Genomic DNA, 12,714 nt, shown 5'->3' with positions numbered 1-12,714 from the left:
TTGCTGCAGGACGGCATGGTACATGATTGGGGCACCACAGAACGTCTAGCGCGCAAAGCGGAAGACATGCAGGCCTTCTTGCGCAACTTGATTGCGGGATACAATCCTGACGTGGTTGTGACGGAGTCTGTTGCGAAGGGATGTATGAAACGCCTCGGCACTCAAGTCCTGATTGAGGCATTGGCCAGCGAAGCCGCTGAGCATGAAGTGCTTGACATCTCGGCACCCATTCCCCGGGCTTATCCGTCGAGATTTGAACGCGCTGTTGCGCTCGCTGAACGCCATCCGGCACTCCGGGGATATCTGCCGAAACGCAGACCACATTTCTATGAGAATACCCCACGTGGCTATTTACTCTTTGACGCCGTTGCTCTGGCGGAAGCGGCTTTGACCGGACCTCCGAAAGACCAGTAATCAAAAAAACCGCCTCTGTTGAGAGGCGGTTTTCCTTTGCTAAGCAATCTGGTCCCATCGCCAAGAACTAAATCTGATACTGGGTCATCATCAATCTGTATCCCCGAGTGCGGAAAGAGTGGTACGCCTCCGTGTTTTCACAGACTACAGGCTGCCACACTTGCGTCGGATGTCTGCCGTGGCTTGGGCTGGCGTGCGTCCTGCGTCATACGCCTGTTGCGCGGCGCGTGACTGGCAACTTGAAGCGCCACCAATGCTTCCCACACTCTGAACGAGATTGTTAACAGACTGATTGAGGGCATCCGCATTGCACCCTGCCAGTAGACCGACAATGGCCACACTTAAGACTATTCTTCGAATGCGCATCTCGGCACTCCTTTAAAAACTGGTTTGATCGGATAACGTCGTTCGAACTGCTATGCCTTGGTTGTCATGACACTGGGCATCCACGCTGTGCCGCATACCGGCGCACGAGACTGCGCTCAGCGGCAATTGCTCGGGCCGGGTTTGCACGAGCCAATGGGTTTGAGATTTGGTTCCATCGTTTCCGCAGCTGCCGACAATTCATGCTTGGGATTTCCTCAGCACTGGAGGTCGCATTGCTCGTCAGCTCGGTTGAGGCCATGAGCGTAAGTGGAATGGTCGCAGCAGCGCAGCCGGACAAGCTGGCTGCCAGAACGATCGACACAAATGCACGGAGCAAGATCAACCCTCGCGCTTGTCGATGATGGTCACTGTGGTCGGTTCACTGGTGGCAGTGATGATGGCCCAGATCCATGCTGCGCCCATCATGGGTGCACCAATGAAGACACCTATGCCAAAAGTGCCCAGTGTGATCATCAGGCCCAGGGACCAGATCAACAGCTGAGCGATCCCGGCTCCCGCCTTACCAACAAAGAAAGAGCCAACTCCAGGCACCAGGATGTTGGCGATAACAGCTATGAATTTCATGGACAGTCAGTCCCCCAAATGGCGCGGTTATCCACAGGGCGCGACGTGATACAAAATTGGCAATTATGTACAATCTGTTTGTTAGCAACGTCTTAGCAGCCAACAAGAAAGCTGTAAGGCACAAAACAATAACCGCGCGATGCCTGCAGCGGCTTGAATACAAACGGTTTCTGGGCACCTGACCCAGAGTTGCCAATTCTGTATCAATCGCAAACTGGCGGACCAGCTCGAAAATTATGTCACATCAACCAAGCGGTATGCGTCTATACAGCGCGCGAAACGAGCGACTGTACCTCAACTCACATGAGTTACAGCGCTTCGTCGCGGCTGCCGAACGCATGCCAACGCCTATTCGTCGCTTTTGCCTGACACTTGCGTACACCGGCGTTCGTATTTCTGAAGCGCGTTACCTCAGAGGTGAAGACCTCCAGTTTGATGCGCGTATTTTGTCCGAGCGCAGCCTCAAGAAACGCGACAAAAGCGAGGTCCGCGAAGTGCCAATGCCACAGGCGCTTGTCAGTGAGTTTTGTTTCGAACTACGTGAGCCGGACCATTGGCTTTGGCCAGTTGGAATGGGTCCGGTGCCACGCATCACAGCGTATCGTTGGGTGAAAGACGTGATGCGTCGCGCAGAGATTTCAGGACCCAAAGCCTGCCCAAAAGGGTTACGTCACGGCTATGCCGCCCGTGCCACAATGACCGGCGTTCCAGCGCATATGCTACAGAAATGGATGGGGCATGCGTCAATGAAGACCACTGCCATTTATGCGACCCTGTTGGGCCCAGATCAGCTCTTCGTTTCTGACTGGATGTGGGACGGCTTTGAGTAGCAGCGGTGCGACCACAGCAACCCATAAAGCAGACCTCGCTCTCAGCGTTTCCGATGTCGGCTATGCGGACTTTGCGGATGAGGTGGATGGCTCCTGCTCCACCGGCATCGAACGTGCCAAAGTGCAGTTGTTATCGACTGCTAGGAAAGGAGCCACCCAATGACAGTAAAGACTGTGGGCCTGGATTTGGCCAAGGACGTTTTTCAGGTGCACTGTATTTCAGCCACCGGACGCAAGATCATCAACAAGAAGATCAAACGTGCAAAGCTGATCTCGTTCTTTGAGACATTACCGCGATGTGTGGTCGGTATGGAGGCTTGCGGTTCATCCCATCACTGGGGGCGCGAGCTGAGCAAGCTCGGCCACGATGTTCGCCTGATGCCAGCCGCTTATGTCAAACCCTATGTAAAGCGCGGCAAAACGGACGCAGCCGATGCCGAGGCAATCTGTGAAGCGGTGCGCCGACCAACTATGCGCTTTGTCGAGATCAAGTCCGAAGACCAGCAGGCCGTTCTTGCCATACACCGCGCTCGAGATCTGGTGATTAGACAGCGCACCCAGGTCGTCAACATGATCCGCAGTATCCTTCGCGAATTTGGCCACATCCTACCGACGGGCATCGAGGCTGTGTCTAAGTTTGCCAGAGAGCATGGCGCCGAAGAACAGTTGGAAATGCCAGAGATCGCGGACGGAATTCTCGGCGTGATGTGCCATCAGCTGAACGGCCTCAATGCTCGGATCGACGGGTTGACGAAACTGATCGAACAGCACGCATGATTGGACGCAGATGCTCGGCGTCTGATGCGCATGCCAGGGATCGGACCAATCACAGCCTCGGCTGTCGTTGCTACCATTGGCGATGCAAAACAATTCGAGACTGGTCGTGACTTTGCCGCGTGGCTAGGTCTCACTCCGTTGAACAAATCTAGCGGCGGCCGAGAGCGCCTTGGGCGGATCACAAAGAAGGGCGACAGATACATCCGAAAACTGCTGATTGTCGGGATGACATCACGGGCGCTCATGGCAAGAAACAAGCCGGAGAAGGCTGACATCTGGACCGCCAAATTGCTCGACCAAAAGCCCTTCAGGCTCGCCACCGTCGCCATGGCAAACAAATCCGCTCGGATCATCTGGGCAATCTTGACCAAGGGAGAGGAATACCGGCAGGCGATCGCTTGATCCTGCCCAGAGATGCAAGACGTTTGATGTGATGATGCGAAACGAAGTCAACCAAGAGTAAGGACACTCCGATGAATGTCGCGGCCCCCGAGGTCGTTTAGCCGATAGGAACCTTGCTTGCGGAACTCATCATGGCCAGTGGCAACCGCCACACAAACAGGCCGGACACACGACTGTACTGACAGACCATCGCAATCACAGAAATCGCTTGCAATGCAGGAGCCAATGGTATGGACCCCGCCGCCCTCGAGAGGCGACGATTGCGTAGTTGCAAAGCAAGGAGACATATCATGGAGATTGTGCGGATTGGTTTGGATTTGGCAAAGTCCGTCTTCGAGGTCCACGGCGTGGATGCAAAGGACGAAACGGTTCTGAAAAAGACGCTTAGACGCGATGTTGTCACCCAGTTCTTCGCTGATTTGCCGCCCTGCACAGTTGGAATGGAGGCCTGTAGTGGATCGCACTACTGGGCAAAGGTCTTCGCGGATCTTGGTCATGAAGTTCGTCTGATCTCACCGCAGTTTGTGACACCCTACGTCAAATCCAACAAGAACGACCGGAACGATGCTGAAGCGATCTGCGAAGCCATCGGGCGACCATCGATGCGCTTTGTACCGGTCAAATCCGCGGAACAGCTTGAGATCCAGGCCGTTCATCGTATCCGTCAAAGATTGGTGGCAGGTCGAACCAGGTTGGTGAACCAAATCCGGGGGCTGTTGGCTGAGCATGGCCTCGTCGTCGCCCGAGACATCTCAAGGATCCGGCGTACATTGTCGCAGATCGCCGACGGTGTTGATCACATGCTGGGCGAGATGCTCGTCGAATTGGTCTTTGACGTGCACGAAGAACTCAATGAATTGGATCAGCGCATTGCAGCTTACACAAAGCGCATCCGAGACCTCTATCGGTCCAACGAGATGTGCCAACGTATCGGCAAGATTGAGGGGATAGGGCCGATAACCGCTACAGCGCTGGTTGCCGCTGTTGGTGACCGGACGTGCTTCAAGAACGGACGGCAATTTGCGGCTTGGCTTGGGCTCGTACCCAAACAGCGATCCAGCGGTGGTAAGTCCCGTCTCTTTGGGATCAGCAAACGCGGGGACCGATACTTACGCACTCTGTTGATACATGGGGCTCGTGCAGTTCTTCGCAAAGCAGCTGGGAAAACAGACGCGAGAAGCTTGTGGATCGAACAAATGCGCGATCGGCGGCACCCCAATGTGGTCGCTGTCGCCCTCGCCAACAAGAACGCCAGGATCGTCTGGGCCGTCTTGTCAGGTCGCACTGGGTACCAACCGGCGTTCACCGGATAAGAAGAGGCTTAGAGACCAAACTAACTACTCGAATATTGCAGCAGCTTGGCATGGGATGGTGAAAACGACACGAACCGTTGCTTCTTGAACCTGGTGTGTGGATCGGCGCAGCTACGCTGATGCCTTGGAGCCAATGAGGGGGAAGCACGCGGAAATCCATCGGGGCTCGCGGTGAAGAAGTATCGAGCCGCTCACAGAAGCCGGATATACGTCAGCAATCGTGATCCTGAACCAAACCAAACAGACCGTTGCAATAAGGCGGGGTCCATATACATCCACACACGTCATTCAGTTTTAGACCCTTCGCTGCCGCAGCATCCTCTCGCGCCCGCAACACATCTTTTGTTGCAGTGCAGCCCATGCCGTCGCTGCGGTCGTTCGCGCGGGTCGATTTTCCCCAAACCGCCACCACACTTTCGCCGCAGGCAGGTTGGACAGGTAAGATGCGAACAAATCGGACTTTGGTCATCTGAAATCTGCTCATGTAGCATCCCTTTGCGACTGTAGTAGGCCTAACGCTGCTTTGGATAATTTGCAACCGAACCAGTCGAACACGGACGTCAAAGTAACGTGCACCGAAACCGCTACTTCGCCGAGAACCGCTCCGACTATTCAGACGTGATATTATGATGAACCGTGCGGGGAGAACCCAATCTTGTTGTGCCGAGATTTGACGAGTTATATCGTCAGGTCCGAAACCTGAGTCAAACCACCCAGATCAGAGTACCTGCTCAACAACTCCTGTTGCGCTGCGCCGTTCTGCCCCCACGGGGCGGCGCAAGAGCGCCTCCCTCGCAACGACGCTAACCGAACAAGTGATGGATGATTCAGGTTTTAGGCCGAACGCTACAGTTCGTTATAGTCAATGCCTCTGGCTTCAGTCCGTTGTTACAATGACAGCGGTTGACACTCTTGAGCCTGAGGAGTTTTGCCGCACGGAGTACGCGCAGATCACGACCGACTACATTTTCCTTCGAGGCTCCATAGTTGATTGAAAAAGGCCGATAGCTTGGTTGCAGGGCGAAGTGTACTTTATCCTATGCCGCCTAAGGATACGGCCACCCCGGAAAAGTCTCTGACCGCTGGTTATCTTGATTCTAAACGAGTTATATCTAAGATCAGTCCCTCATTAGCCACTTGGGCAAGCATATTGCGAAGTTCAGGCAAGATCGAAGAACTGCGGGCACCAAAGGCGGTCTGTAATTCGCGGATCGGGGTGCCTAGCCGCAAATGGAGGCGGCATGCTTGATTGCCTCTTCTCCAGTCCATAACAACTTGTTCCAGAGTTGCCAGTGCCTCGATTTGGGCAGGTTTGGACGACGCTGCTATTGTCACCTCCAGTTCTGTTGCGTCGGCAAGAACCTCGCCTTTGATATGCTTCGGCGCGTCGAGCGACACTTGTGTGACTTTGCGCCAGTGCGCCAAGGGTGCTTCTGAATCCACATGGCGATCCAACAATGTCTGTAGAAGCGCGAGGTCGCTTGGTTTCTCGGCATCCCGCAACTGGCCAAAAGGTTTCATAAGATTGTGCCAGCGTCGTTCGTTGTCGCGCTGAGCCTCATGGTCCGTCCCTTCGATGTGAGGCCCTTGCCGGAAGCCCTCAATCGCGCGGTCGATCATCCATCGCGCATGCTCTGCGCGCGCACTCGCGAACAACCGGGCCTCTAGTCCCGTGCTCGATTGGGCCGACCAATCAAGTGCGGTCTTGGCGGCCGCAATTTCGGCCCGTGTTTGCTCAGAGAGTCGCGGCAATATTCCGCTGTCCATGCCGCGCCATTGCAGACCAAGGGCCATGAGTTTGGTGGCGGCCTGTCGCGCGACCCGGAAATTGGATCGGCGTACGTGTTCCGGCAATTCTGCCCAATCCTTGTTCATTCGGGCCTGAGCAGCTGTGACGCTTTCTCCCTCGCACCGCGGGGCAAGGTAGGTATTATGCAGGTCGCGCGCCAATGCTTCAGTTGCAGGTGCTTCCGCCAGAAGTCGTGCCGCCGTCTGCCGCGCATTTCCGAAGGTCCGCAAGAGGGACGCCTGGTCCTCCTCTGCGAGGTCACCAGGCCCGATTACGCGATCCCACAAGCGAATATGAATAGGGACTGCCCGACGGCGCAGGCGCTGCATAGCCATTTCTAGGCGCAGACCAGCGCTGAGGTTCACAAGATCATTGCCGCACGCGAAGACGTATGCAGTGGGTGGTGTCTCATGCAATTCCAGGGCTTTCAAGTCTGCGTCGTTCTCCATGTCGAGCGTTTGAAGATCCTTGGCCACAAATCGTATTGCTGGCCGTACATCTTCGGGCAGGCTCTCGTCTATAAGTGTTGCGTAGCCTGCTGTGAAATGTTGTTTTGCGTGCTCAGCTTCCTTGTCGAAAACGGTGATGTGTGGCGCATCCAAGTTGGCGGCATAAGCGGTCAGAAGACACTCAATAAGCAGCGCTTCGCCATGATCTCCTAGACCACAGAGCACGATGTGCACACAGGACTGCCCCAAGTCCTCTGCACGCTGAACGAAACGCGCCTGCACCATCAAGTCCCGTGCAATGCCGGTCTTGAGGCTGAAAGGTGTGAAATCCTTCCCGCGAACGAAGCCGAGGTCTCGAGCGTCCCCGAGATCGGCAACGAGGCGCGTGGATGACAGATGCACATTGAGTTTTGTGTCGGGATCATCGGATGGGACGGTGCCAGGTCCGCTAATTCGTCTTTGTGAATTGTTGAGAACGGAAGCCGCGAGGGCACCTATTTCGATATTCGCCTCATCGCTACCGCAAGCGACATAGACGTTCTGCGCCTTGTGGAGGTAAGCCATTTCCAGAACGCGGCGCTCGCTCAAGTCGCCTTCAATCATCAAGAGGCCAACATCGTCGGCGAGAGCGCGATCCGACGCATCGATCTTCTGATCAACGGCTGTTACCAACCGTCCTTCTGAAACCAGGTGACGGATCAGAGCATGTCCGACAGATCCGAGGCCGAGTACCACATCACGCCGGTTAGGTCGCGTGATCTGCCGGAATCGACGGAACCAAAGATCTATGATGCTGGAAAATGCGTTGACTACAGTCGCGATTGTGGCGAGTGGAGCTGCAATTCGCGCGAAATGGAGCCATCCGTTTACTACAACTTCGTCACCTAGATTTTTGGGCTCGTGAAATTCACCAACGAACAATTGCATAGATCGATATAGCGATTCCGATACACCAATTCCCTCAAACTTTTGGAAGCCAATCACGCCGGTCAACCAAATTACCAAAATCAACAGGTACCAGCCCCAATTGCTCAGCCAGCGTCGAAAAGAACTACCACTCCCCTGTCTTTCGTTTTGCCGTCGGGTGTAACTATGCATCTGCCCCTCGCACTCTGCCTATAGAGACAATAAGGTGCGACTAACTGCCGGGCCAACTCAAAACGTGCGTCGGCGGGTTCTTCGAAGGATATTAGTTATGCGTGTCGCAGTGGCTGGCCATAGATGGAACCGGATCGATCCGGAGGCTGAGGCGGAACGCCTGGCGGATCTACTACGGAATGCGATGGTAGCCTTGCCCGGTTCAGATGGCCCGGTTACGCTTGTGACCGGTATGGCCGAAGGTACTGACCTCACTGCCGCAACCGTCCGGCCTTCAAATTGGCAACTTGAGGCAGCGCTGGCTCTACCCGAGCCCTTGTGGAGGGAGCATTTGGAAAAGGTGCCTGGCGTAGGACGCGTGGATCTCGCTGCGTACGACCGATTGATCAGGAGCGCGAAAGTGGTAGAGACCGGAGCAGAGCGCGTGAGACTGGACTACGTGGCCCTTGCGGCCTATCTGGCTTCCACCTGCACGCTCGTCTTGGCAGTTTGGGACGGTGTCGATGGCCCGCCGGGCGGGACGTCGGATGTTGTCGCCCGCGCGAAAGACAAGGGCGCAACTGTGATCAACTTGTGGTCCGGTTTGATCGCCAAACGGCTGCAATCATGAGCTGCAATGGGCCTTCTAGAAGCATCTCAGCTCTTTGAGATTGCGAAACCTATTGCATTCAATGTGCAGAGTGAACCGAAGACGCTCTTCGTCGACAGTCAAGAGAGCGGTTACCATAACGAAAAGCCACTCAGCGAAACCGCCTTGATCTACTGATTTTCGGTGTTAACCTCTCATGACATGGGTTGTGACGAAAGCCTTATCTAACCTCTAGCTTTATCGTTTTGGGAAGAAAAAATGACAATTTTTCTCAGTTATTCGTCACAGAATTACGACCAAGCGGTAACACTGCATAATGAACTGACTAATTCAGGCTTTGACGGAGAGGTCTATTTCGCGCCTAAAAGGAACCATGCCGGTGCGTTTTGGATGGACCGGCTGCAGGCGAAGCTCGAATGTAGCTCAATTGTCGTACTCCTAATAGGTGACGAAGTCGGGTACTGGCAACAAATTGAGTATCGCGCTGCTGTGGACCTCCATAGTGCCAATCAGAATCTGCGCATTCTTCCGATTGTCTTGGGGAACAGGGCGCCGGGATTGCCGTTTCTGCAACAGTTCCATGCGCTTATGTGCGACGGGAAAGACGTGTTGACCGTCGTGCCAAACCTGCTGGCTGCGATTGAACATGATCCACAACAGGGCTCGCCCAAAAGTGCCTGGCGGGCAACAAACCCATACCGTGGTCTAGAGGCGATGGAGGCGCAGGATGCGGCGTTCTTCTTTGGACGCGAGGAGCTGACCGCGAGAGTGCTTTCAGGCATCATCGAGCATCCCCAAAAGCTCATCACGTTGGTCGGAAACTCTGGTGTCGGCAAATCCTCAGTGGTATTTTCAGGCGTGTATGGAGCGCTGAGGGCATGCGGCTGGAATGATGAACAATCAACTGCGCCTTGGCCGGGCGCCTTGTCGCACAGCAACCGATGGCTGACGCTGTCTTTTTCGCCAGGTGATGCGCCGCTCAAGTCGTTTGTCGCGGCCTGTGTCCAGGCATACGCAAGTTCACCAGCAGAGGTGGAGGCCGAGGTAATTCGGTGGTTGCCGCTTCTGTCGCGCAAGTCGGGCGAAACCGGCATTGGCGATCTAATCGAGGCAACCAAGTCGGAACTGGCGCGGCTGCACCGGGATTCCGCGCCAGAGCGTATCGTTCTGTACATGGATCAGGCGGAGGAGCTTTACCTGCGCGCACGGCCTGAAGAAGCGCGTCTCGTCGCGCGCTTTCTGGCAGAAGCCCTGCCGCGGGACGATCTGGTCGTTTTGGCTAGCTTGCGTTCCGATTTCTATGGCGCCTTACAGGCTGATGCCCACTTGTTCCCTCTGACGCACCGCATCGATGTGCCTCCGCTGGACCACGCGGGGATCACGGCGATGCTCATGAGGCCTGCCGAAGTCCTGGGGGTTACTTTTGAACAACCGCTGCTGATCAGCAAAATCGCAGAGATTGCAGCTCAGGAGGAAGGCGCCCTGCCCATGCTGTCGTTCCTCATGCGGGAAGCTTGGGAAAGCATGCGGAACAGTGATCGGAACGATCCGATCCTGCGGCTTCCGACCGATATTGTTGACATCAGCAGTCCACTGACCAAGCAAGCGGATCGGTTCATTGCCGAGCATCCAAGCAGTGAGCCGACCCTAAGGGATCTTTTTACTCTGCGCTTGTGCCATGTGCCCAAGGGCGGGCGCGCAGTTCGCCGCCGGGCGCGCCGGGCAGAGTGCCCAGAGGCAGAGTGGAACCTCGCGACAAAGCTCGCTGGTGAGCGGTGGCGCTTGTTGTCGATGGGCGAGGATATCGACGGCACGCCCACTGTGTCTGTTGCGCACGAAGCGCTGTTGTCGTCATGGGCTAAACTCGCGGAATGGATTGATGATCGTAGAGACTTCTTGATTTGGAAAGGGCATCTTGAGGAGGATCGTCTTGCTTGGGAAGAAGCGCCTGAACGCGACCGAGATAGCGCTCTGTTGTTGGGTCTGAACCTGGCCAAAGCTCGGGCTTATTACGAAGAGCACTCAAGCGATCTAACCAAATCTGACAAAGAATTTATTGACGCGAGCATTGCGCAGGACGACGCAAAGTTGCGAGCCGAGAAGAAACGCAGCACTCGTTTGCGGCAAACAGGGCTGGTGGTTGCAGCTTCTTTAGCCGTGCTTTGCGTAAACCTGGCATACCAGGTAGGGCGAGCTAACATTGCGGAAACTGAGACTGCCATAGCCGAAGCGACTGCAGAAAGAGCCGAAGTGGCGGCAGAAGTAGAGCGTCGACTTCGCCTAGAGCGAGATACGTTGTTTGCACAACTTCAAGAGGAACAGGAGAAAACACAACTAGCTCTAGAAGCTGAAAAACTCCAAACAAACATTGCAGCGGCTAAAACTGCTGAAGCAATTCAGTCGCGTGAGGCAGCGGAAGTTTCTGAAGCAAGAGCGGTAAAAGCTAAAAGAGAAACAGAGTTGGCACTCGAAGAGGCCAAGACAGCGCTAGAAAAAGAACGCTTAGCGAAATTCGAGACGAACGAAGAGAGGATACTTCGCCGCGAAGCGCAAGAGGCTACGGCAGCAGCCGAGGCACGTGCGGAACTCTGGCGCGCGTTATTTGAGATCAACGAAACAATCGTCGCACGTCGCACCCGCGGCGACCGCAGCGTAGCAGCCTTCCAAGACATCGCGATTGAGATCGACAGGTTTGAGGAAAAGGTCGGTACACTTGGTCTGAATTCGTTCGAGGAGAAGGTAATATTCGACCAAGCGGCCAACCGCACGATGGAGGCCTTTGTTGATACGCGGTTCAATCTTAGAGACCCAGACGAATTTCGCGTTTTCGTGGTGGCTGCGCAGGAGTCAAAAGCGGATCTGGTGGGATTGGACGTAAGCACGTCCTCCGCTGAAAAGCTGAACCTTTCTAAGCTTTTGACTGCTTACGTCCGTACCTACTGGGAGCACCTCAATACAAACAGCTCCGAAACTGTGCTAGCGGTCCTTGAATCCTCGGCTGCCTTGCGCGAACACGTCCTTAAGTTAGATCCATCAAATGCTGAGTGCATGTGCGAGCTGACGAACACATACAGCCAACTTGAGATGCTCTACCGCTCGGTAGGTCAGAACGATGTCGCAAATCAGACTCTTCGAAAGCGATTGGAGCTTGCCCGGACCGTTCCTGCATCAGTCCGGGGAATCTGGGACGCGCACGACGATCACTATATCGACGCGATACTCGACTCCGCCGATTTCGGGATACTGAATCCTGGCGAGCAAGCAGAGCTTCTTGACACAGCTCGGCAAATTCTCAGTGATTCCGAGAAGAAAGACGTAAGTGGGAATACCGTTATCAGAGCTATCTTGATGATCGCCGAACAGCAGTCGCGTATAGACATCGGCTCAGACAAATTCGACCGCGTTTTGGAGGCGGCAAATGACGTTGCAAAGACGCTGCCCGAAGGGCGCACAGCGGCGATCCCTCGTTTCAGCGAGAGGTTAGCATCGCACACTCTTACCAGATTTTCTCAGCAAAGGCGGCCATTCATCGACCTTGTCGACGCCATTGCAATTGTGGAAACGGTTGGATTCAATCGCGCGTCGTACATGATTGCTTCGCATGTTGCGCAGCTTAACCGGCGCAAGCAAAGGGCCGCCAGCATGTACAAGGCGCTCATCGAAACCGTTGAAGACGAAAAAGAACTCTTGGAGGAGTCTCTACTGGCGCAACGGACGTTGCTGCGAGGTGGACATAACGTGACGCTGGACGGGTTCTTGGATGCACTGGACGCGAGCGGACGTACCGAAGCGGCATCGAAGCTAGGCAACTTGCAAAAGCAGCCGGTGAAAGAGGCACCCAGGATCGTTCGCAAAGAGACCGCAGCCGCTCAAGGAAAGCCTTTCGACTTTCAAGCTGACCTGACGCTCGACACACTCCTTTACGGGGTGGATGGCAACCAAACGCCCTCTGAGACTCCAGACAGCGCTCAGCGACAGCAGCAATCGACACAGTCGCCTCAGACTCAGACTACGCCAGACGGCGGAAGCTCTGCGGAAACAGGCTCCGACCAAACATTCCAGGACGCGCTTGAACGCTTCAAATTCGATTAGACTAAAGGGA

General features: G+C 55.1%; 8 protein-coding genes and 1 pseudogene. 6 read left to right on the top strand and 3 right to left on the bottom strand.

Annotated elements, in window-relative coordinates:
- On the top strand, window positions 1–414 hold the full coding sequence (locus tag ACMHLQ_RS07330) for a hypothetical protein (protein WP_415404129.1): 414 nt from the start codon (window positions 1–3) through the stop codon (window positions 412–414).
- 705 nt (window positions 415–1,119) lie between these two features.
- Here the strand turns inward: ACMHLQ_RS07330 and ACMHLQ_RS07325 are convergent.
- Window positions 1,120–1,365: a hypothetical protein gene (locus ACMHLQ_RS07325; RefSeq protein WP_415404128.1), complete on the bottom strand. Its 246-nt coding sequence runs from the start codon at window positions 1,363–1,365 to the stop codon at window positions 1,120–1,122.
- 236 nt (window positions 1,366–1,601) lie between these two features.
- On the opposite strand from ACMHLQ_RS07325, the gene ACMHLQ_RS07320 reads away from it, so the two are divergent.
- The 3 genes and pseudogenes from ACMHLQ_RS07320 (at window position 1,602) to ACMHLQ_RS07310 (ending at window position 4,687) form a co-directional block, all read left to right on the top strand.
- On the top strand, window positions 1,602–2,195 hold the full coding sequence (locus ACMHLQ_RS07320; protein WP_415404127.1) for a tyrosine-type recombinase/integrase: 594 nt from the start codon (window positions 1,602–1,604) through the stop codon (window positions 2,193–2,195).
- Between the two features lie 159 nt (window positions 2,196–2,354).
- Window positions 2,355–3,374 (top strand): annotated as a pseudogene (locus ACMHLQ_RS07315) (IS110 family transposase).
- A 290-nt stretch (window positions 3,375–3,664) separates the two neighbouring features.
- Entirely contained in the window at window positions 3,665–4,687 is a 1,023-nt protein-coding gene (locus ACMHLQ_RS07310; protein ID WP_415404126.1) for an IS110 family transposase, read from the top strand.
- Between the two features lie 211 nt (window positions 4,688–4,898).
- On the opposite strand, the gene ACMHLQ_RS07305 is transcribed toward ACMHLQ_RS07310, so the two are convergent.
- Both ACMHLQ_RS07305 and ACMHLQ_RS07300 read right to left on the bottom strand, forming a co-directional pair.
- Complete coding sequence (locus ACMHLQ_RS07305; RefSeq protein WP_415404125.1) at window positions 4,899–5,171, bottom strand: hypothetical protein; 273 nt, start codon at window positions 5,169–5,171, stop codon at window positions 4,899–4,901.
- A gap of 602 nt (window positions 5,172–5,773) precedes the next feature.
- Complete coding sequence (locus ACMHLQ_RS07300; protein ID WP_415404124.1) at window positions 5,774–8,023, bottom strand: NAD-binding protein; 2,250 nt, start codon at window positions 8,021–8,023, stop codon at window positions 5,774–5,776.
- A 424-nt stretch (window positions 8,024–8,447) separates the two neighbouring features.
- Here ACMHLQ_RS07300 and ACMHLQ_RS07295 point away from each other — a divergent pair, with 424 nt between their 5' ends.
- Both ACMHLQ_RS07295 and ACMHLQ_RS07290 read left to right on the top strand, forming a co-directional pair.
- A complete protein-coding gene (locus ACMHLQ_RS07295; protein WP_415404123.1) occupies window positions 8,448–8,633 on the top strand; it encodes a hypothetical protein in 186 nt (61 codons plus the stop codon).
- Between the two features lie 237 nt (window positions 8,634–8,870).
- Window positions 8,871–12,704 (top strand): TIR domain-containing protein, encoded by a 3,834-nt coding sequence (locus ACMHLQ_RS07290; protein WP_415404122.1) that lies wholly within the window; start codon window positions 8,871–8,873, stop codon window positions 12,702–12,704.
- The last annotated feature ends 10 nt before the right edge of the window (window positions 12,705–12,714 follow it).

Source organism: Tateyamaria algicola, assembly GCF_047715485.1.
Classification (GTDB): Bacteria; Pseudomonadota; Alphaproteobacteria; order Rhodobacterales; family Rhodobacteraceae; genus Tateyamaria.
This window is presented reverse-complemented; position numbering and strand designations above follow the sequence as displayed.